Source organism: Staphylococcus sp. HMSC13A10 (assembly GCF_001808005.1).
Lineage (GTDB): Bacteria > Bacillota > Bacilli > Staphylococcales > Staphylococcaceae > Staphylococcus > Staphylococcus pasteuri.
In genome coordinates, this window is the sequence record NZ_KV791861.1 from 49,871 (window position 1) to 70,205 (window position 20,335).

Genomic DNA, 20,335 nt, shown 5'->3' on the forward strand with positions numbered 1-20,335 from the left:
TTGTTCATTGATATTAATTATTTAGCACGGTTTGAAGTACCGAATTCTTTAATTTTACCTTTAACTGTTGCTTTAATAGCTTCACGAGCAGGTCCTAAATATTTACGTGGATCGTAAACTTCAGAATCATTGTTTAATACATCGCGAACAGCTTTTGCTGAAGCAATTTGGTTTTCAGTGTTTACGTTAATTTTAGCTGTACCGTAAGGAATTGCTTTTTGAATGTCTTTAGTTGGGATACCAGTACCACCATGTAATACTAATGGTAATCCAGTTGATGCACCAATTTCTTCCATTTCTTTGAATCCTAATTTAGGTTCGCCTTTATATGGACCGTGAACTGAACCTAAAGCAGGTGCTAAAGTATCAATTCCAGTTTTTTCAACTAGTTCTTGACATTCTTTAGGGTCTGCGTAGATAACACCGTCAGCTACTACATCGTCTTCTTGTCCTCCAACAGTACCTAATTCAGCTTCTACTGATACGCCTCTTTCGTGAGCATATTCAACCACTTTAGAAGTGATTTCGATATTTTCTTCGAATGCACTATGTGAAGCGTCAATCATAACTGAAGTGAATCCAGCGTCGATAGCTTCTTTACATTTTTCAAAGCTTGAACCGTGGTCTAAATGGATTGCAACTGGTACTGTGATGTTTAAGTCATGCATTAATCCTTCTACCATTTTAACTACAGTGTAGAATCCGCTCATGTAACGAGCAGCACCTTCAGATACACCTAAAATAACTGGTGCATTTTCTTCTTGTGAAGCTTCTAAAATTGCTTGAGTGAATTCTAGGTTATTTAAGTTGTATTGACCAACTGCATAACCATTTTCTTTTGCATCGATTAACATTTCTTTCATTGAAACTAAAGGCATTATAGTTCCTCCTTGAGTGCTTATGCACGTATTTTTCAAACTCATTATAACAAACTTAATCCTTAATTGCATTCGAATAGATGATTTAAAATTTACAATTTTCACAATCCTTACTACATCTCATTTTGCAAACGTATACAATTAAAATTATTTTTAATCATTGCATTCAATGAGACGTTTATTTAAAATATTTTAATGAATAGAATGGAGGTTAATTATGTCAAAAATACTCAATACACAATTAATTGGCATCTTCGATAGGATCGAAAAACAGTCTTTAGATATACAAATGGGAGCTCAATGCTTAGTCCAAGCTATTGGTGGCGAAGGTCATGTATATATTAAAGGATATGAAGATTTAAAATTTTACGAAGACTTTATATTGAATAGTAATGAAAAATTAAAATCCAGTCGTGCATTAGCAGATTTAAAAAATATGAATGATTTAGATACGACTGATAGAGTATTTTTATTTTCTCCTACATACAACGATGACGTTGAAAAAGATGTTCAACAATTAATTGATTTAGATGTTGATTTCGTTCTTATATGTAATCGCCCAAAAAGCGATGACTTTCCAGAGCATTTAATGCATTTCATCAATTTATCTACCCCAAGACCTATCGTTTACACTGAAGACTACGATAAAATTGTTCAACCTCACCCTATCGCGTTTAACTACATTTATTACGACATTTATACACAAATGATCGAAATGACACGTGATTTAGAATTATAAAATATTTATCAAAAAAACGCTGAACATAAAATTCTTCGACAAGTGAAAAAAGGTAATTTCTATTGAAATAATATAGAAATTACTTTTTTAGTATTTTAAATGTAAAGTTACTTATAAATACGTAGTATTTATGGCAAGACTCCTGAGGGAACAGTACTAGTTGAAGACCTTAGAAATTCTCACAGATTTATCTGTGTAGTATTTCTGGCTGAAACTGTACCCTCGGAAAGTGTAGCCATACAATACGAAGTATTGGGTATAAAGAAAGCACTAAGATGATTAAAATAAATCATCTTAGTGCTTTTATTTTGAGATTTATGTCCTGGCGTGTTTTTCGTATTATTTTTGTTGATGTTTTAATGATGCTTCAACAAAAGCTTTAAATATTGGTTGAGGTCTGTTAGGTCTTGATAAGAATTCTGGATGGAATTGACAAGCAATAAAGAAATCTTTTTCAGGAATTTCTACCATTTCTATTAATCTACCATCTGGACTAGTACCTGAGAATACCATGCCATTAGCTTCTAATTGTTCTCTATAATTATTGTTAAATTCGTATCTATGACGATGTCTTTCTTCAATATTATTTTCATTGTAAATAGAATGTGCTAACGTACCATCTTTAATTGCACATGGATATAAACCTAATCTTAATGTGCCACCTAAATCTTCAATATCTTTTTGTTCTGGTAATAAATCGATGATTGGATGTGGTGTACTTGGATCTAACTCTGCTGAATGTGCACCTTCTAAACCTAATACATTACGTGCAAATTCTACTGTAGCTAACTGCATACCTAAACAAATACCAAAATAAGGAACATTGTTTTCACGTGCATATTTAATAGCTGAAATTTTACCTTCACTTGCACGGAAACCAAATCCACCTGGTACTAAGATACCGTCTACATCTGATAAATAACTCTCAACATTATCATCTGTTACAAGACTTGAATCAATCCATTTAACAACGACATCTTTTTTGAAAGGATAGCCTGCATGTTTAAGTGATTCAACGACTGATAAATAAGCATCTTGCAAGCTTACGTATTTACCTACTAAACCGATAGTAATTTTACCATCTAAGCTATTTACAGTATCAAGTAAATGCTGCCATTCATCTAATTGAGTTTCATATTTAGCATTTAATTGTAAACGTTTGATGACAATGTCATCCATATCTTGTTTACTCAATTGTAACGGGATTTCATAAAGTGAGTCTGCATCACGACACTCAATAACGCTTTCTTTATTAATATCACAGAATAATGCAATTTTATCTTTTAAATCTTGAGTCATTTCATATTCTGAACGAACTACAATTAAGTCTGGTTGAATACCTAAACCACGCAATTCTTTAACACTATGTTGTGTTGGTTTTGTTTTCATTTCACCGGCAGCTTTAATATATGGTAATAATGTACAATGTACATACATTACATTTTCTCTACCTAAGTCGCTTCTAATTTGACGAATTGCTTCTAAAAATGGAAGAGACTCAATATCACCTGTTGTACCACCAATTTCAGTGATAACTACATCTGCATTTGTACTTTCTCCAGCTAATAATAAACGTTCTTTAATTTCATTTGTAATGTGTGGAATAACTTGCACTGTTCCACCTAAATAATCACCGCGACGTTCTTTTTTCAGCACGTGAGAATATACTTTACCAGCAGTTACGTTTGAATATTTATTTAAATTAATATCAATAAAACGTTCATAGTGACCTAAGTCTAAATCTGTTTCAGCACCGTCATCTGTAACGAATACTTCACCATGTTGATATGGACTCATAGTACCTGGATCAACGTTTAAGTATGGATCAAATTTTTGAATCGTAACTTCAAGACCTCTATCTTTTAATAATCTACCTAATGATGCAGCAGTAATTCCTTTACCTAAAGACGAAACTACGCCACCTGTTACAAATATAAACTTTGTCATAATTTGACCTCCTGAATTTTTAATAAAGCATTTAAATTAAGTATGTATTTAGTTTATGAGGAACGATGTATACGTGCGATTTACTTTGATTCGTTTTATATCATAGTCTATTTAATCATTCGTTTTAAATAATACTTATTCTACAATATTAATTACCTCATTGGAATCTTGTTTAATTAAAAATAAAAAAAGCTCCCTCTCACATATCAGTAAGGGGAGCGTATTACATTTATACACGTGTCCTATTTAAAGGAGCCCAAATAAAATTCTATCATTTTTAGGATAAAAGTCAATTAGAAATTTAACTTTGATATTCTTCGTCATCTTCCTCATCGTCGAAGTCATCTTCGTCTTCATCTTCTTCGTCAATGACAATATCATTTTCATTAATATCATCTTCAACTTGTTCATCTTCAGGATCATTTAATGTTTCTTGATCGTCTGTGACTGCTGGAATATCATCATCGTCATCCGCTTCATCTTCACCTAATAATTTAAGGTTTTTATCTTCTTCGTCATCATCATCAAGAATATCAAATTTTTGAATCGTTGGCGCGATTTTTTCTTCAATATCATCTACTGAGTACCAATCACGAATACCCCATTGGTTTTCATCAACATTTAAAAATCGACCATCTGTATTTAAATCAGTATAGAATTGTACTACACGATTCTCGATTTCATCGTATTCATAATTACCTAATTCTCTAAATTTATCGATAATATCGTATAAATTCATTGTGTCGCCTTTTTCATTTAAAAGCGTATAAGCCATATCAATAAATGATTTCTCATCTACCATTTCTTTTGTATAATCTTTAATTTTCATTATAAAATACTTCCTTTCAAAGGATTTTTATCTTAAATAAGTTGGTCAAATTTCATTAATTAATAGTAACAAAAATAAATTATAAATGACAATGGGTGTTTACGCAATCTCTGTTAATAATTTATATACTTTTCAAATAAAATATAATCTTCTGCTTGTTCTACTTCTACAAAATTACTATTAATACATAATGGACTTAATTCGTTATTTTCTCCATATAGTGTAATGGATAATACTTTAATATTATCAAAATGTTTACGTATATAGGTTGGTAATTGTCTTAACGCGCTTTCAGCAATACCTTCATTCCGATGTGTTTTATTTACTTCAATGCCTGAAATACGCATACGGTCTTCAACTTGTTCAATACCTATGAAACCAACTTTTTCATCATCTTTAAGTAAGTTGATTAAATGAATATTCGCCTCTTCTGAAGACTCATTTTCTTCTAGTTTCAAAGAGGATACATGTTTAGAATCCAAGTCCAAATAATATAATCGTTCTTTTCCAATTGGCCCTTCCTCTTTAGTAGCTGCATGCATAAAACCTGCACGTTCATATACATTCCAAGCAGATTGATTTTCAGCATCGACCACTAAATATAAGTGGTTAAAATCTGGGAATAGTGTTTGGACATACTGAGGTAGATACATCATCATTTTAGTACCGTATCCATGCCCTTGATATCGCTCATTTACTGATAATGATCGTACATAGACGACATTTTCTGGCGTATCATAGCCTTCATGTTGATAATATTGATGTAAAACAAAGAAACCGACAACTTCCCCTTCGCTATTTTTAGCTATATTAGCAACTCGGTCTTCATCATTAAGTGCCTCTTCTAATACTGATTTAGGCAAGGAAGAATATATTTGTTGTCTTTCACTCAATTCAAAATTTAATATATCTTCACGGTATCGCTCTTCAAAAACTTGAATTGTAATATCTTCAAATTGCTTTTTTGTAGTCATAAGTCAATCCCCTATTCATTTAATACTCACTTATTATATATTACTTTACCCTATTGTAATACTATTTCTCATATTAATCGAAATTACTTACACTTAAATTATCATTTTAAATATAACTGTCTTAATTAAACAATTCATTTAATAGGCCTAACTTCAACTTAATAAATAATGCAATACGTTTGATAAATTTGTATTTTAAGTTGAATATGAAATAAACTCTTGTATTTCGTTTAATTTATTATACTATTATGGGTGATGCATTTTTGATTTGAGGTGGGAGTAATATGAAAATAGGAATCGATGCTGGTGGAACGTTAATCAAAATCGTTCAAGAATCTGAACACCAACGTGAATATCACACTGAATTAACTGTCAATATTGATAAAGTAATAAAATGGTTAAATGAAATCGATTTTGAAAGTTTAAGCTTAACTGGAGGTCAAGCAAGTATTATTGCAGAACACATCTCCAAACCAACACAAATATATGTTGAGTTTGATGCTGCTTCAAAAGGGCTTGGAATTCTACTAAATGAACAAGGACATGACATCAATCAATATATTTTTGCTAATGTTGGAACAGGTACGTCTCTTCATTATTATGACGGTGAGCAACAACAACGCGTAGGCGGTATCGGTACTGGTGGCGGAATGATACAAGGTTTAGGTTATTTATTAAGCCAAGTAACAGATTATAAACAATTAACAGATTTAGCTCAAAATGGTGACAGGGATTCAATAGACTTGAAAGTAAAACATATCTATAAAGATTGTGAACCCCCTATTCCTGGCGACTTAACTGCAGCTAATTTTGGAAATGTCTTACATCATGTGAATGAAGATTTTTCAATTGAAAATAAACTCGCTTCTGTAGTTGGTGTTGTTGGCGAAGTGATTACCACAATGGCAATTACTGTTGCTCGAGAACATCAAACAGAAAATGTAGTTTACATAGGATCTTCATTTAATAACAACCCATTATTACGTAAAGTCATAGAAGATTATACTGTATTGAGAGGATTTAAACCTTATTATATTGAGCATGGTGCGTTCTCTGGAGCTATAGGTGCTTTACATTTAACATTAGATCATTAACTCATAAAAGGAGTGAATTGAAACTTATTTATTTCAATTCACTCCTTTTTATCTTAGCAAATATACTATTCAATTAGGTTGTCATTTCATTTGATAGTTTTTGTGCGGATACCACTGTACCAATCACACCAGGTTTTAAATCTATGCCTACCGCTTTGTCATCATCGCGTAATTTATCAAGCCAGTCGTCAAATACACTTGTCTCAATCTCAATTAAATCGCATTCTTCAAAATCTTCTTCTTTTACTTTTTGCGCTCTTTTCTTCAAGCTCCATACAGGCATAATTTGAGGTTTATTTTCTCTATCATCTTCAATTAAGATAAAATTCTTTTCACTTTTATTTGTCAGACCATAAACATGGTCATATTTAGCAACATCTTTAACAAATTCTTTAATTCTAATTTTATCAAGTTCAGACATTAACTCTCTCGAAATTTCATAAATATTGACTAGTTTTCCACTCTGTTCATTAGTTATATCTATGAGTACTTTATCTGTTTCATCAAATAATTCATCTAAATCATATGCGACAAAACGGTCTAAATCTATTTTCACTATCTTATCATAACTAATGTCATTATCATTTAAATATTGTTTCGCCGTTTCATCATCAGTCCAAACAGTTACATATAATTGTTCATTTTTCGTTAAACGTACTATTTTTTTATTTTTAGAAGCAAAATATAAATGTTCATTAATTAACATTTCTTTGAAAAATGGTTCTTCTTTGTAAGACATTTTACACCCTCGATTCATATATTATATTTTATCACTTAATAAAAATATTAAATGACTCATTTTCGTTAGTCAACAGAGCGATGATGCTATACCGTACTTATTCATTGATTGGATTAATCATTTATACTAATTAATGATATTATTAGTGTTTCTTTTTTATAAAATACCCTTGAAAATTAAGCTATTGTACTTAAAATTCAAGGGTCGCTATTTTATTTAACTTTTAAATCATTTAAAAATGCTTCTTCCATTTGTTGAATATATGCTTTATCTTTACCATGCCATATACATCCAAATCTTGAATTGACTTTATTGACGCCGTACCAGTCACCGTCGTAATAAGATAATGGATATAATACTCCTTTTTTCACGTATTTAAGAATAGTGTTAAAGAAATGGTCATTATTACCATCAGAAAAGTAACTATAAAATTTATGGTATCCATTAGTTAATTCATCAGCTAGTAATAACATACTAGTAGAACCATTTTGTCTAAAGTTTAAATCTATTGCGTAAACATCATTATGTTCATCTAATAACAAGTCAAACCCTGCCACACCGAAGAAGCCTAAACTTACTCCTATTGACATAATCTCTCTACCAGCATCAATGACGTGTTGTGGTACATCTTCAACGTTTTCATTACCATTATAAAAGCCATATTCATTGGTTAATTGTCTAGCTGTTCCTAAATATTGAATCCCTATATCTTCTGAATAAGCAAATTGAACACAGTAATTTTGAACAGCTTCAATTTTTTGTTCAATGATTAATTGTTCTGTAGCTTCAGTTGCATCTTTAATACGTTTTTTAGCCTTAGCTAAATCTTGATTATTATAACAAATCATCACTCCGTATCCACCAGCAGTTGGTAAATCGTCTCCCGGTTTAATAACAAATGGATAATTCCAATGTTCTATAGCTTCATCGAATTGCTCTATAGGTATAATTTCTCTTTGAGGAAGATATTTACCATTCGTCCATTCTGGTATTCTTGCTTTATTATTCAAAGCTACAAATACATCTTTGTTTAAAGCGTAGTATGATTTTTCAAGTACATCTTCGTCATGTATATATTGAAAATATATCTTTTTTCTTTCTTCATGTGCTAATTTTTTAATTAATGATTCATATGTTTGTTGATCACTAAACTTATAAATACTTGGTGGAATACGTTTTCCTACCTCTTCAAATAATTTCTCTAGCTTATCAGTTACACTTGCTTCATGCACTATAACGGGAAACTGATTCGCAATAAGTAATTCTCGCCCTGTTAAAAAATTAGACTGATGTTCATCTGGTTTAAGCCATGGGTTAGAAATGTATGAAGGTCTAGAAGTATATACTACATTATCCTGGTATAAATCACTTAAAGTTAATTTTGGACTATATACATTTTCACTCATTATTTCACATGTCCCTTCATATGATGATGTTCTTCAACAATTTCATTGAATAACGACGTATCATTTATTAATTCTAAACCCATTAATGCCATAATTTTTGCCCCTTTAATTAATGCTTGATCCCCTTGTAAACTTGCTGCCGCTTCTCTAAAACGATGCGTATGACCTACAAGATTTCTAGAACCAATTTTAATATGGGGATGTATTGTTGGAACTACATGGCTGACATTACCAGTATCTGTAGAACCATAACCAAAATCATCATCAATGACCGCTTCTCCCATTTCAGTTGCGTATTTCTCAAATAAATCATCTAATTTAGGAGATTTAATAAGTTCATTCACTCCATTTTGAATAGGACCAAATTCATAGTCGCAACCCGTTTGAATAGCAGCTCCACGTGCAATTTGTTTAACCTTTTCAGTTAATACGTCTAGCTCTTTTCTTGAAGTGGCTCTTGTATAAAATCGTGCATGTGTAAAGTCAGGGATGATATTGGCAGCTTTACCGCCATCTAAAATCACACCATGAACACGCTGACTTTTTTTAATATGTTGTCTAAGTTGCGCTACACCATTGAAATAAGAAATCATTGCATCTAATGCATTAAGTGCTTCATCTGCATTTTCAGATGCATGCGCGCTTTTTCCGTAAAATTTCACATCTAATACATCTACTGCAAGTGTATTAATCGTTCTATAAGTTTCGTTGCCAGGATGTACCATTAAAGCAATATCAATATCATCTATAATGCCTGCTTTAACGTAAGAGGCTTTGGCACTACCATTCTCCCCACCTTCTTCTGCTGGGCAACCTAAAACAACTACAGAACCACCTATATGATCAATAACTTGTTTTAAAGCAATACCACCTAATGTACTTGCAGTTCCTATAATATTGTGACCGCAAGCATGTCCTAAACCGGGTAACGCATCATATTCTGCTAAGAAACCAATCACTGGGCCCTCTTTATCAGATTCATATGTTGCTATAAAACCTGTAGCATGTCCTGCAATATCAGTTTCGATTTCAAAACCATTTGCTTTTAATGTATCAATCAATGTTCTAGATGCAAAAATTTCTTCATTTCCTAGTTCTGGTCTTTCATGTATGCGATGACTCATTTCTACATATTCGTATTTATTATTTTCAATATAATCTAATATATTTTGCTTTTCGCTCATATTACCTAACTCCCATTCTACTAATCCACTATCTTTCTAAAGATACCCATAAACTTTATCGTTCAATTAATTATTACTCATTTTATCGGATTTACTTTTAAATGTCATTACATTTATTAATGTTTACACAATTTTCTTACAATTCAAACTTGTAATTTAACCATTAATCATTCTTACCTTAAAATTGTAAAAACAAAATAGTATTGTTACAATTTAGTTATTCATTAAATGAGTTTGTACGTATATTCAAGGAGGGTAATATATAATGGCAAAAATGAACGTAGAAAGTTTCAATTTAGATCACACTAAAGTGGTAGCACCATTTATTAGATTAGCAGGTACTATGGAAGGCTTAAATGGCGATAAAATTAATAAATATGATATTCGCTTCAAACAACCAAATAAAGATCATATGGAAATGCCTGGATTACATTCTTTAGAACATTTAATGGCTGAAAATATTAGAAATCATACAGATAAAGTTGTTGATTTAAGTCCAATGGGTTGTCAAACTGGTTTCTATGTATCATTCATTAATCACGATGATTATGATGATGTATTAAACATAGTTGAAAAAACATTAAACGATGTTTTAAATGCAACTGAAGTTCCTGCATGTAATGAAGTTCAATGTGGTTGGGCAGCAAGCCATTCACTTGAAGGTGCAAAAGAAATTGCACAAGCATTCTTAGATAAACGTGACCAATGGCATGATGTATTTGGAGAAGGTAAATAATAAACTTAATCATAAAGAAAAGACGTTATCCTAAAATGGATAACGTCTTTTTTTACATATTGCTATTATTATAATTTTTTAACTAACCCCATAATAACGAATTGTAGAGGTAGTCTTAACCATAAAGCCCATGCTGGTACTTGTTTATCTCCTAGTGGTAATTTCTTTCTAGCCATATAAACATTAGCTGGTAAAACTGCTAATAGGAATAAATTAATACCTTTTTTCAACCAACTTGCTGGGCGTTTAATTAATAAAGCTACACCAAAGAATATTTCAAATACACCAGTGACAAGAACCGCTGTCTTTTGTAATGGTAAATAATCAGGAACAATCGTTCTAAAATTTCTTTCATGTGTAAAATGTAGTACACCTGCTGATCCAAATACTAAACCTAAAGTCCATCTTAATAATTTCATTCGTGTTCCACTCCCATTTCTTTTAAATAACTTTTTCCATATTCGGGTAATTCTACGTTGAAATTATCTGCAATTGTAGCCCCAATTGAGCTAAATGTTGTATCACCTGGTAATTCATGATAGTCCTTAATTTTTGGACTAAACATTAATACTGGTATATATTCTCTCGTATGGTCTGTGCCGTCTGCTGTTGGGTCATTACCATGATCTGCTGTTATAATAACTAAATCATCTTCATTTAAATTTTCGATGAGTTCAGGTAATCTTTCGTCGAAGTCTTTAATCGCTTGAGCATAACCTGGTTTATCGCGTCGATGTCCATAAAGCGCATCAAAGTCAACTAAATTTAAAAAGCTTATACCATTGAAATCTTTTTTAACTACATTTATTAATTGATCCATACCGTCCATATTACTTTTAGTACGAATAGCTTCTGTAACGCCTTCACCATCATAAATATCATTAATTTTACCGATAGCGATAACATCGTAATTGTTTTCTTTCAATGAATTCATAACAGTTTTACCAAATGGTTTTAATGCATAGTCATGTCGATTAGAGGTACGTGTAAAGTTACCTGGTTCACCAACATATGGACGTGCTATAATTCTACCGATTAAATATTTAGGATCTTTTGTTAATTCTCTAACCTTTTCACAAATATCGTATAGTTCTTCAAGTGGGATAATATCTTCATGTGCAGCAATTTGAAGTACTGGGTCTGCACTAGTATAGACGATTAAATCGCCAGTTTTCATTTGGTGTTCTCCCCACTCATCAATGATTTGTGTACCTGAAGCGGGTCTATTGGCAACAACCTTACGACCAGTCATTCTTTCTATTTCTTCAACTAATTCATCTGGAAATCCATTAGGATATACTTTAAATGGTTGCATAATATTTAATCCCATAATTTCCCAATGACCAGTCATTGTATCTTTTCCAACTGATGCTTCACTTAACTTTGTGTAAAAAGCTTGTGGTTGGTCAACTTTAGAGACAACTGGTAAAGAATCAATATTGCCAAGACCTAATTTTTCTAAGTTAGGTAATGACTGATTAAATCCTTCAAGTGTATGTTTTAAAGTGTGTGAGCCTTCATCATTAAATGCTGCAGCGTCAGGTCCTTCTCCTATACCTACCGAGTCCATTACAATAAGATGAACCCTTTTAAATGGTGTAGTCATTATTTACATCTCCTACTCCGTAATTATTTTGTGAATTAATGTTGGTGTATGACTTTCACTATCAATTCTAATACTTTCATTCAATTTATCAAATATATCATCAATATTTTCTTTATTACTATGAATCGTCAATATAGATTCACCGGCTTTGACTTTGTCGCCAACTTTTTTATTTAATACTATGCCAACACTTAAATCAATCACATCTTCTTTAGTCTGTCTACCGGCACCTAACATCATTGATGCAACACCTATCTCATTTGCAATCATTTCTGTTATATAGCCATCTTGTTTTGCAGCGTAATCAATTTTAAATTTTGCATAAGCAAGATTTTCTGGATGATCGACAATAGAAGCATCGCCACCCTGATTACTAATAAATGATTTAAATTTTTCCAATGCTTTACCGGATTCAATAGATTGTGTTAGATATTCACGTGCTTCATCAAGTGTTGATGCTTGTTTAGCAAGTACTACCATTTGTGATCCTAAAGTAAGTACTAATTCCGTTAAGTCATCTGGACCTTGACCTTTTAATGTTTCAATAGCTTCTTTTAATTCTAAACCATTACCAATAGCATTACCCAGTGGCTGGCTCATGTCTGAAATAATTGCCATCGTATTTCTACCTACATTATTTCCAATTCGTACCATAGCATGGGCTAAAGCTTCTGCATCTTCAATCGTTTTCATAAATGCGCCGCTACCAGTTTTAACATCTAAAACAATTGCATCGGCACCAGCCGCAATTTTCTTACTCATTATAGAAGATGCTATTAAAGGAATAGAGTTGACTGTTCCTGTAACATCTCTTAATGCATATAATTTTTTATCTGCAGGAGTCAAATTACCAGATTGTCCCATAACGGCTACTTGGTTTTCATTAACAAGTTTAACAAATTCATCTTCTGATAATTCAACATGGAAACCTTTTGCTGATTCAAGTTTATCAATTGTACCACCAGTATGTCCTAATCCTCGTCCACTCATTTTCGCGACTGGTACACCTACTGAAGCCACTAAAGGAGCTAATACTAGTGTAGTAGTATCACCAACACCACCTGTTGAATGCTTATCTACTTTAATTCCATCAATATTTGATAAATCAATGACATCGCCTGAATTTACCATTGCCATAGTTAAATTTGCACGTTCTTCTTCAGTCATATCTTGGAAGAAAATAGCCATTGCCAAACTAGATGCTTGATAATCAGGAATATCGCCATTCGTATAACCTTTAATGAAAAAGTCTATTTCTTCTTTTGTTAATGCATACCCGTCACGTTTCTTTTCAATTATATCTATCATTCTCATAAACAAAGCCTCCTTTTAGATGGTTGTTTCTTGATTTAATATGATTTACTTTGCTGAAATGATTTAATAGTTTGAATCAGACTCTAAGCCTTGGATAATTTGTACACCAGCACTAGCTCCAATACGTGTAGCACCAGCTTCTAGCATATTATTAAAATCTTCTAAATTTCGAACACCACCAGATGCTTTTACTTCTAATGCTTCTCCTACAGTATCTTTCATTAATTTAACATCAGAAGCTGTAGCGCCTCCACCAGCAAAACCAGTAGATGTTTTTACAAAGTCTGCACCAGCTTCTTTTGCAATTTTGCAAGCTGTTACTTTTTCTTCATCAGTTAATAATACAGTTTCAATTATGACTTTTACTGTTTTACCATTTGATGCTTTTACAACACTTTCAATATCATCCTTTACTTCATCTAATCGACCATCTTTTAATGCACCAATATTAATAACCATGTCTATTTCAGAAGCACCATTTTCAATGGCATTTTTAGTTTCAAACGCTTTTACTTCTTTAGTTGATGCACCAAGTGGAAAGCCAATTACCGTACAAACGAGTACGTCAGTTCCTTTTAATTGTTCAGCTGAATACTTAACATGTGTTGGATTTACACAAATCGATTTGAAGCCATATTCTTTTGCTTCATTAATAATTTTATCAATTTGTTCACGTGTTGATTCAGGCTTTAATTGTGTGTGATCTATAAATTTTACATAATTCATTAAAAGGTCCTCCTCACTTATTTACATTGAATACAAACTCTATATTTTTCTATGTTAAGCGAATGTATTCAATAAACATACCCTTCATATATATAGTACAAAAATTAGCAAAAAAATTAAACAAATGTTATCTTAAATATGATTAAGTAATTAAGGAGAAGATGACAAATGACAAATGGTACACCTCATATTCAACCAAATGGAGTAAAAATCGCTAAAACTGTATTAATGCCCGGAGATCCTCTTCGTGCAAAATATATTGCAGATAACTTTTTAGAAAATGTTGAACAATTTAATGAAGTACGTAATATGTTTGGATACACAGGAACTTATAAAGGAAAAGAAATTTCAGTAATGGGTTCTGGTATGGGTATTCCTAGCATTGGAATTTATTCTTATGAATTATTCAATTTCTTTGATGTTGAAACAATCATTCGTGTAGGTTCATGTGGTGCCTTGCAAGAAAACGTTAATTTATATGATGTCATCATTGCACAAGCCGCTTCAACTAACTCAAATTATGTAGATCAGTATCACATTCCAGGTCATTTTGCGCCGATTGCTGACTTTGATTTAGTTACTAAAGCCAAACAAGCAGCTGACAAAATTGGTGCTGTATCACATGTTGGTAACGTATTATCATCAGACACATTCTATAATGCAGATGATAAATTTAATGATGCATGGAAGAAAATGGGCATTTTAGGTATTGAAATGGAATCAGCAGGTTTATATTTAAATGCTATTCATGCTGGCAAAAAAGCATTAGGCGTATTTACTGTTAGTGACCACATTTTAAGAGATGAAGCTACAACAGCTGAAGAACGTCAAACTTCATTTACTCAAATGATGGAAATAGCACTTGAAATTGCCGAATAATTAAAACATAAAAAAATAGAGATTAAGTGATGTCTTTCATAGATAACACTTAATCTCTTTTTATAACCTCAAGAATATTACTATTATTAGTTTAATATTAAAAAGCATGGTTCATCGTCAAACCATGCTTTTCTTAATCGTCATTATTTACCAAGGTAAGATTGTAACATCCAATTATGTTTATCTACTGATGTTTGCATACCGATAAACATATCTTCAGAAACATCGTCACCAGCTTCGCCAGCAACTTTGATAGCTTTTTCTAATTGATTAGAAATATTTGTAAAGTCTTTAGATAATTCTTCTACCATTTGTTCAGCAGCATAACCTTTTCCTGCTTCATCAATAATTGACATATCTAAACTTTCTTTCATAGTACCAACAGGGTTACCGCCTACTGCTAAAATACGTTCTGCTAAATCGTCAACATATTGTGCTGCTTCATTATATAGTTCTTCAAATTTAACATGTAATGAGAAGAAGTTAGGTCCTTTTACATACCAATGGAAATTGTGAAGTTTAGTATACGCTACAGTCCAGTTTGCAACTTGTTGATTTAATTCTTTTACTACTTCTTGATTATTTGCCATATTAATATACGCTCCTTTGAGTTATCGTTTTATTGATTGCACATACATTATATTAGAATTATTATAATCTGTAAAGGAATATGACACTTTAATTTATAATAATTCTAATCTAGTTCATAAACCTTTCACATTTATATTACCCCAATAAAACATATTTAAAAACTGAAAATACATTTGTTTTTAATTTAACTAATATTTTCATTCTCAATTAGTCGTTTATAATTGAGAATGAACTAATTTAATCTTTTGATTATTATCTAAAAAGAATGATGCCTCATAATCATTTGGTTTATGCCAATGTGTCTTCCACATTTTATCTCTATTATTTGCAAATAATTGATAACCGAAATTCCTAATTGGTTTAGGAATAATACGCAATAGTACGCCTAACAATTTATACTGATTTGGTAAAGATGTAATTAATGATGCTATTGCTGTTGATTGATATTCCAAATGATCACCATCTAGAACTATCACACTATTTCTATTTTTTGCTTCTGGATGTTTATCAAATAATTTTTGACCATAGTCACCTTCTAAAGTAGCAAATTCGTATTTATGTGATAATCCATTTTGGATTAGCCATATTGCATAGTTATAACAATATACACAATTGCCATCATAATAAATAATTGCCATATTAAACACCACTCCTTACTTTCTCATTACTCATTTTTCCTATTTGAAAATTTATAAACCAAATTAAGCCTTTCATATACAAAAAATAAGTTGATTTTATGAAAATCTACTAATTACCGTTACATAACTTGAATGGCAATAGTTGAACGACTCCATAAAATCAACTTATTATTAATCTTGGTTAACCTTCACAATTCTAGTATATTTTAAGAATTGTTGTGTATACTTCTCTTGTATTTCTTCTAAAGTGTCGTATGTGACACCTATAATATGCCAATTCGGGTTAAAATGATAAAATGAGTCTTTGTCTTTAGACCATTTAATCATATTACCTTCTTTATTATATCTAGGCAATGTTACTTCATAACCTTCTAGTACGTTAATATATGTTTGGAATATATCTGGATCGATTCTATTAAAGTTATCAATAACAAGGTAACTTTTATCTTTTTTAGGCATATTTTGAGTTATAAAACCTTCACGATAGTATAGAGCGCCACTTTCATTAGGTAAATACTTACCGTATAGCATATCTTCACTAAAATCCGGATGGCCTGTTGTAATGATAGGATTAGCATTTGTTTTTTGTAATAAATCATTAGCGGCTTTTAAGCCTTCTTCTTTTTTATCAACTACTAATAAAATAAATGGTTTAAGTGTATTTTCTTGTTGGTTTTCTTCTAATAAATGAGATTTTTCTACAGTTTCAAATGGATTTTTAATACCATTATTATCGCTCATTTCTAAAATAGCGTCATATTGTACTTGTGACATACTTGCAATAGCTTGTTTTGCATTTTCTTGAAGAAAATATAAGTTTTTAAGTTTAGGGTGTTTATTTAAATAACTCAATGAAATTGGCGTAATATGTTTACCAAACATGATTTCAATTGCCGTACTATTAGTTCTACCAGGAATTGGTGGCTTTTCATGTATATGTATAGAAACCTCACCAATACCTATAACAGATTGGTTTTGGTATTTATTGTAAATAATTACATTATCTCCAACTTCTAATTGTGTGTAAAAATGATATCCATTTCTTTTAATGCCATTATATGTGTGAGTAAAAATAGTATAATTTTTACCAGGTTCAAAATCTTCAGTTTCAGACATAAAGAAATAACGCGGTATTTTTGTTTCGCCTTTTCCAAGTTGAATGATTAAATCAAATTCTTCTTTTCTAATTTGATTAAATAACGTTTCTTTCATATTACTCATACGAAAATCTAACGCTTCGCTTCGTTTTAAATAATCAGTTGTTAAAGGTTTTAGTACTTCATTAAAACGAAATTCAACTCTAATTTTATTTTGGGCGCCAGCTTGGACACTAATGATTTCACCAAAACCAAGTAGCCCTGTATCAGTTTGAACTTGATAAAAAATGACTTGGTCTCCAGCTTTAGCTTTTTTAAATGCTCTATATCCTTGAGTTGGATTAAATTGCGCACCTGATTCAAATAATGTCGTTTGACCTACTAAAGGTTCATTATGATTCCACCTATTATAACCACAATTTAACCAAAAGTAATTAATTTCTTCTGTCATCACGAATCTCCTCACCTTATTATATGTAAAATAAGTTTTTGTAATTACCTTATTATATCTAACAAAACGACGCTACTACAACTATTTTCACATATTTTATTAAAAAACAGACCAATGACACTTATCATTAGTCTGCGCATGTGTATACTATCAATAAAAATTATTATGCTATTTAATGTGTAGGTAGGAATGAGCCTAATAATGGTAACAAATTAATCATTATGCCGCCTATTGATAGCATAAAACTACTTTCTTTGTCTCGAATTGTAAGAATAGCACTAATAACTCCCACAATAGCAACTATTCTCGGTATTATAAATGATGGATAATGTGGCATATTAAAAAACACACCTGCACCTGAAATGACACCACATAATAAAGAAATATATAAAAATTGTTTCATAATTATGAACATCCTTTGTATTAAATATATAAGTTTATATATAACTAATAATTAAAGAAAAATCTCCTTCAAATATATTATCGAGATCTTCTGAAGTTAATACAAAATGACTTCCTTTTTGTATATTAAATACTTCACCATCTGTAATAAGTTTACCTTCACCTTCAATTACTGAAACTAAGCAAAATTCACGTGGTTTCATATAATTTAATGTGCCAGAAATTTCCCATTTTACTATAGTAAAGAAATCATTAGATACAATATGCGTACATTGGTGACTTTCTATAATTTCTTTTTCTGGAATAATATTAGGTAAATCACTATTAAATTCCATCACATCTAAAGCTTTTTGTATATTTAACTCTCTAGACTCGCCTGTATGTTTGGCTCTTTTATAATCATAAATACGATAGGATATATCGGATGACTGCATCACTTCATATGCAATAATTCCTGATCCTATACTATGAAGTGTTCCAGCTGGTACAAAATAAAATTCGCCAGGCTTAACTGTTACTTTCTTTAAATCATTTTCAAATGTTCCTTGTTCTAGTTGTTGTTGAAAAACTTCTTTAGATTCTGCAGTTGTGCCTAAAACAATTTCAGAGCCTTCTTCCGCATCAATAATGTACCAACACTCTGATTTACCATATTGGCCATTTTCATGTTCATAAGCATATGAATCATCTGGATGTACGTGAATAGATAAAGGCGATTCAGCATCTACTATCTTTGCGAGCAATGGAAAATCTTTACTTGGAAATTCACCGAATAATTCTCGATGCTCTGCCCATACTTTATCTAATGTTTGGCCTGCATAAAGACCATTGGTAATTTCATTGGTACCATTGGGATGTGCTGAAATACCCCAGCATTCTCCAATATGTTTGCTAGGAAGATTGTACCCAAATGATTCTAATTTATTACCACCCCATAATTTTTCATGAAAAATAGCTTTTAAAAACAGCGGCATTACTACACCTCCATTACTCTCGTTGTATATGTTAATCAATTGTTAGTGATATAAAAATCTCCTAACATAGGTTCTAATAATATGTATATGTTACTTTAGTTTGAAATGTTATAAACTCATTTCAACTCACTACATGTGATTGTATCATAATTCATAATTCAATGGTTATGTTGATTTTGATAAATATTTACAAGACAATATTATCTTTATATTTTAATTAACGATTCTATTATAAAATAAATGGTTCTCGTTATTATAACAATATATTGCAATGATGATAAGTTATAAAATTCCTCATTTTAATCATAAAAATATTCCATATTTATTATAAATAAAAAAACTTAGGGGACGATTGAAATATATCCCCTAAGTCATTTTATAATTTGAACTTATAATTAATTATTCATATGCTTTTAGAGCATCTTCAATTGTTGATTCTCCAGATAAAATTTGGAATTCTTGATTACTGAATTTATCTGAAGTTACAACATATTTTAGAACTCGTGCAACATCTTCACGTGGAATTGTGCTATAACTATCGAAATATAAATCCGCTTTAATTTTTCCAGTACCTGCATCATCTTTGAGGCCACCTGGATGTACAATTGTATAATTTAAATCTGAATGTCTTAAATAATCATCAGCATAATGTTTTGCAATCGTATATGGTTTTAAATCCCCACTTGCGTCAAACGCTTCTCTTCTTGAATCATAAGTTGAGACCATAACATAATGTTTGATACCTGCTTTTTCACTTGCTTTGATTGTTTTAACAGCACCATCTAAATCTACATAAAAAGTTTTGTCTGCACCTGTACTTCCACCTGAACCAACAGAGAAAATCACTTTATCAAATGATTGGAATTTGTTTGTTAAGTCTTCGATACTATCATTTTCAACATCAATATTTAGAGCTTTAATGTCATTATTTTCTAATTCTGACACTTGCTCCTCTTTTCTAACACCGGCAGTAAAGTCAACATTATCTTCTTTTAATTGATCTACTAATTTAGAACCTACGCCACCGTTAGCACCAATTACTAATATACTCATTCCAACGTCCTCCTTTTTATTTCTTGTAATAACTCATTTACCACTTAAATATCCAATTAAACTTCCATTATATTATTG

Annotated in this window: 21 protein-coding genes; 4 read left to right on the top strand and 17 right to left on the bottom strand. The window is 31.2% G+C overall.

What is annotated here, in order from left to right:
* Positions 1 to 17 precede the first annotated feature (17 nt).
* The gene (gene fdaB, locus HMPREF3125_RS07870; protein WP_017636787.1) at positions 18 to 878 is read right to left on the bottom strand and encodes a class IIb fructose-bisphosphate aldolase FdaB; all 861 of its coding nucleotides are present in this window, start codon (positions 876 to 878) and stop codon (positions 18 to 20) included.
* Between the two features lie 217 nt (positions 879 to 1,095).
* On the opposite strand from fdaB, the gene HMPREF3125_RS07875 reads away from it, so the two are divergent.
* Complete coding sequence (locus tag HMPREF3125_RS07875) at positions 1,096 to 1,617, top strand: DUF2529 domain-containing protein (RefSeq protein WP_070452967.1); 522 nt, start codon at positions 1,096 to 1,098, stop codon at positions 1,615 to 1,617.
* 339 nt (positions 1,618 to 1,956) lie between these two features.
* Here the strand turns inward: HMPREF3125_RS07875 and HMPREF3125_RS07880 are convergent, their stop codons facing one another.
* The 3 genes from HMPREF3125_RS07880 to HMPREF3125_RS07890 form a co-directional block, all read right to left on the bottom strand.
* Positions 1,957 to 3,564, bottom strand: a complete 1,608-nt coding sequence (locus HMPREF3125_RS07880) for a CTP synthase (protein WP_017636789.1) — start codon at positions 3,562 to 3,564, stop codon at positions 1,957 to 1,959.
* Between the two features lie 301 nt (positions 3,565 to 3,865).
* Entirely contained in the window at positions 3,866 to 4,393 is a 528-nt protein-coding gene (rpoE, locus tag HMPREF3125_RS07885) for a DNA-directed RNA polymerase subunit delta (RefSeq protein ID WP_070452970.1), read from the bottom strand.
* Between the two features lie 113 nt (positions 4,394 to 4,506).
* Positions 4,507 to 5,367: a GNAT family N-acetyltransferase gene (locus tag HMPREF3125_RS07890; RefSeq protein WP_029056173.1), complete on the bottom strand. Its 861-nt coding sequence runs from the start codon at positions 5,365 to 5,367 to the stop codon at positions 4,507 to 4,509.
* 284 nt (positions 5,368 to 5,651) lie between these two features.
* Here HMPREF3125_RS07890 and coaW point away from each other — a divergent pair, with 284 nt between their 5' ends.
* Positions 5,652 to 6,461 (top strand): type II pantothenate kinase, encoded by an 810-nt coding sequence (gene coaW, locus HMPREF3125_RS07895; protein WP_017636792.1) that lies wholly within the window; start codon positions 5,652 to 5,654, stop codon positions 6,459 to 6,461.
* 73 nt (positions 6,462 to 6,534) lie between these two features.
* On the opposite strand, the gene HMPREF3125_RS07900 is transcribed toward coaW, so the two are convergent.
* From HMPREF3125_RS07900 to HMPREF3125_RS07910, 3 genes are all read right to left on the bottom strand, one after another.
* Complete coding sequence (locus HMPREF3125_RS07900; RefSeq protein ID WP_017636793.1) at positions 6,535 to 7,200, bottom strand: DUF2750 domain-containing protein; 666 nt, start codon at positions 7,198 to 7,200, stop codon at positions 6,535 to 6,537.
* A 212-nt stretch (positions 7,201 to 7,412) separates the two neighbouring features.
* Positions 7,413 to 8,606, bottom strand: coding sequence for an L-aspartate--L-methionine ligase LdmS (locus HMPREF3125_RS07905; RefSeq protein ID WP_017636794.1), 1,194 nt, complete (start codon positions 8,604 to 8,606; stop codon positions 7,413 to 7,415).
* Positions 8,606 to 9,790, bottom strand: a complete 1,185-nt coding sequence (locus HMPREF3125_RS07910; RefSeq protein WP_017636795.1) for a M20 family metallopeptidase — start codon at positions 9,788 to 9,790, stop codon at positions 8,606 to 8,608. Before HMPREF3125_RS07910 ends, HMPREF3125_RS07905 begins: the two co-directional genes overlap by 1 nt.
* A 265-nt stretch (positions 9,791 to 10,055) precedes the next feature.
* On the opposite strand from HMPREF3125_RS07910, the gene HMPREF3125_RS07915 reads away from it, so the two are divergent.
* On the top strand, positions 10,056 to 10,526 hold the full coding sequence (locus HMPREF3125_RS07915) for an S-ribosylhomocysteine lyase (RefSeq protein ID WP_017636796.1): 471 nt from the start codon (positions 10,056 to 10,058) through the stop codon (positions 10,524 to 10,526).
* A 68-nt stretch (positions 10,527 to 10,594) separates the two neighbouring features.
* Here the strand turns inward: HMPREF3125_RS07915 and HMPREF3125_RS07920 are convergent, their stop codons facing one another.
* From HMPREF3125_RS07920 to deoC, 4 genes are all read right to left on the bottom strand, one after another.
* On the bottom strand, positions 10,595 to 10,945 hold the full coding sequence (locus tag HMPREF3125_RS07920) for a DoxX family protein (protein ID WP_017636797.1): 351 nt from the start codon (positions 10,943 to 10,945) through the stop codon (positions 10,595 to 10,597).
* Positions 10,942 to 12,132, bottom strand: a complete 1,191-nt coding sequence (gene deoB / locus HMPREF3125_RS07925) for a phosphopentomutase (protein ID WP_017636798.1) — start codon at positions 12,130 to 12,132, stop codon at positions 10,942 to 10,944. Before deoB ends, HMPREF3125_RS07920 begins: the two co-directional genes overlap by 4 nt.
* 12 nt (positions 12,133 to 12,144) lie before the next feature.
* Positions 12,145 to 13,446: a pyrimidine-nucleoside phosphorylase gene (locus HMPREF3125_RS07930; protein ID WP_070452973.1), complete on the bottom strand. Its 1,302-nt coding sequence runs from the start codon at positions 13,444 to 13,446 to the stop codon at positions 12,145 to 12,147.
* 63 nt (positions 13,447 to 13,509) lie between these two features.
* On the bottom strand, positions 13,510 to 14,172 hold the full coding sequence (gene deoC, locus HMPREF3125_RS07935) for a deoxyribose-phosphate aldolase (protein ID WP_070452976.1): 663 nt from the start codon (positions 14,170 to 14,172) through the stop codon (positions 13,510 to 13,512).
* Positions 14,173 to 14,340: 168 nt separating this feature from the next.
* Between deoC and deoD the strand changes: the two genes are divergently transcribed.
* Positions 14,341 to 15,051, top strand: a complete 711-nt coding sequence (gene deoD, locus HMPREF3125_RS07940; protein WP_017636801.1) for a purine-nucleoside phosphorylase — start codon at positions 14,341 to 14,343, stop codon at positions 15,049 to 15,051.
* Positions 15,052 to 15,194: 143 nt separating this feature from the next.
* Here deoD and HMPREF3125_RS07945 read toward each other — a convergent pair whose 3' ends face one another.
* The 6 genes from HMPREF3125_RS07945 to HMPREF3125_RS07970 all read right to left on the bottom strand — a co-directional run bounded on the left by HMPREF3125_RS07945 (position 15,195) and on the right by HMPREF3125_RS07970 (position 20,257).
* Entirely contained in the window at positions 15,195 to 15,641 is a 447-nt protein-coding gene (locus HMPREF3125_RS07945; RefSeq protein WP_017636802.1) for a Dps family protein, read from the bottom strand.
* Between the two features lie 216 nt (positions 15,642 to 15,857).
* Positions 15,858 to 16,280, bottom strand: coding sequence for a thiol-disulfide oxidoreductase DCC family protein (locus tag HMPREF3125_RS07950; protein ID WP_046466894.1), 423 nt, complete (start codon positions 16,278 to 16,280; stop codon positions 15,858 to 15,860).
* A 171-nt stretch (positions 16,281 to 16,451) separates the two neighbouring features.
* On the bottom strand, positions 16,452 to 17,828 hold the full coding sequence (locus HMPREF3125_RS07955) for an EVE domain-containing protein (protein ID WP_070452980.1): 1,377 nt from the start codon (positions 17,826 to 17,828) through the stop codon (positions 16,452 to 16,454).
* A gap of 172 nt (positions 17,829 to 18,000) precedes the next feature.
* Complete coding sequence (locus tag HMPREF3125_RS07960; protein ID WP_017637005.1) at positions 18,001 to 18,231, bottom strand: hypothetical protein; 231 nt, start codon at positions 18,229 to 18,231, stop codon at positions 18,001 to 18,003.
* Between the two features lie 34 nt (positions 18,232 to 18,265).
* The gene (locus HMPREF3125_RS07965) at positions 18,266 to 19,204 is read right to left on the bottom strand and encodes a type I phosphomannose isomerase catalytic subunit (protein WP_070452984.1); all 939 of its coding nucleotides are present in this window, start codon (positions 19,202 to 19,204) and stop codon (positions 18,266 to 18,268) included.
* Positions 19,205 to 19,603: 399 nt separating this feature from the next.
* Positions 19,604 to 20,257, bottom strand: coding sequence for an SDR family oxidoreductase (locus tag HMPREF3125_RS07970; protein ID WP_070452987.1), 654 nt, complete (start codon positions 20,255 to 20,257; stop codon positions 19,604 to 19,606).
* Positions 20,258 to 20,335: the final 78 nt, after the last annotated feature.

Excerpts from the sequence above, each read along its gene's own strand:
- HMPREF3125_RS07880 (WP_017636789.1), bottom strand. The coding sequence starts at position 3,564 with ATGACAAAGTTTATATTTGTAACAGGTGGCGTAGTTTCGTCTTTAGGT.
- HMPREF3125_RS07965 (WP_070452984.1), bottom strand. The coding sequence starts at position 19,204 with ATGCCGCTGTTTTTAAAAGCTATTTTTCATGAAAAATTATGGGGTGGT.
- HMPREF3125_RS07970 (WP_070452987.1), bottom strand. The coding sequence starts at position 20,257 with ATGAGTATATTAGTAATTGGTGCTAACGGTGGCGTAGGTTCTAAATTA.
- HMPREF3125_RS07900 (WP_017636793.1), bottom strand. The coding sequence starts at position 7,200 with ATGTCTTACAAAGAAGAACCATTTTTCAAAGAAATGTTAATTAATGAA.
- HMPREF3125_RS07960 (WP_017637005.1), bottom strand. The coding sequence starts at position 18,231 with ATGAAACAATTTTTATATATTTCTTTATTATGTGGTGTCATTTCAGGT.
- HMPREF3125_RS07930 (WP_070452973.1), bottom strand. The coding sequence starts at position 13,446 with ATGAGAATGATAGATATAATTGAAAAGAAACGTGACGGGTATGCATTA.
- deoB (WP_017636798.1), bottom strand. The coding sequence starts at position 12,132 with ATGACTACACCATTTAAAAGGGTTCATCTTATTGTAATGGACTCGGTA.
- HMPREF3125_RS07920 (WP_017636797.1), bottom strand. The coding sequence starts at position 10,945 with ATGAAATTATTAAGATGGACTTTAGGTTTAGTATTTGGATCAGCAGGT.
- HMPREF3125_RS07945 (WP_017636802.1), bottom strand. The coding sequence starts at position 15,641 with ATGGCAAATAATCAAGAAGTAGTAAAAGAATTAAATCAACAAGTTGCA.
- HMPREF3125_RS07905 (WP_017636794.1), bottom strand. The coding sequence starts at position 8,606 with ATGAGTGAAAATGTATATAGTCCAAAATTAACTTTAAGTGATTTATAC.
- HMPREF3125_RS07955 (WP_070452980.1), bottom strand. The coding sequence starts at position 17,828 with ATGACAGAAGAAATTAATTACTTTTGGTTAAATTGTGGTTATAATAGG.
- deoD (WP_017636801.1), top strand. The coding sequence starts at position 14,341 with ATGACAAATGGTACACCTCATATTCAACCAAATGGAGTAAAAATCGCT.
- fdaB (WP_017636787.1), bottom strand. The coding sequence starts at position 878 with ATGCCTTTAGTTTCAATGAAAGAAATGTTAATCGATGCAAAAGAAAAT.
- HMPREF3125_RS07890 (WP_029056173.1), bottom strand. The coding sequence starts at position 5,367 with ATGACTACAAAAAAGCAATTTGAAGATATTACAATTCAAGTTTTTGAA.
- HMPREF3125_RS07915 (WP_017636796.1), top strand. The coding sequence starts at position 10,056 with ATGGCAAAAATGAACGTAGAAAGTTTCAATTTAGATCACACTAAAGTG.
- HMPREF3125_RS07910 (WP_017636795.1), bottom strand. The coding sequence starts at position 9,790 with ATGAGCGAAAAGCAAAATATATTAGATTATATTGAAAATAATAAATAC.
- coaW (WP_017636792.1), top strand. The coding sequence starts at position 5,652 with ATGAAAATAGGAATCGATGCTGGTGGAACGTTAATCAAAATCGTTCAA.
- deoC (WP_070452976.1), bottom strand. The coding sequence starts at position 14,172 with ATGAATTATGTAAAATTTATAGATCACACACAATTAAAGCCTGAATCA.
- HMPREF3125_RS07950 (WP_046466894.1), bottom strand. The coding sequence starts at position 16,280 with ATGGCAATTATTTATTATGATGGCAATTGTGTATATTGTTATAACTAT.
- rpoE (WP_070452970.1), bottom strand. The coding sequence starts at position 4,393 with ATGAAAATTAAAGATTATACAAAAGAAATGGTAGATGAGAAATCATTT.
- HMPREF3125_RS07875 (WP_070452967.1), top strand. The coding sequence starts at position 1,096 with ATGTCAAAAATACTCAATACACAATTAATTGGCATCTTCGATAGGATC.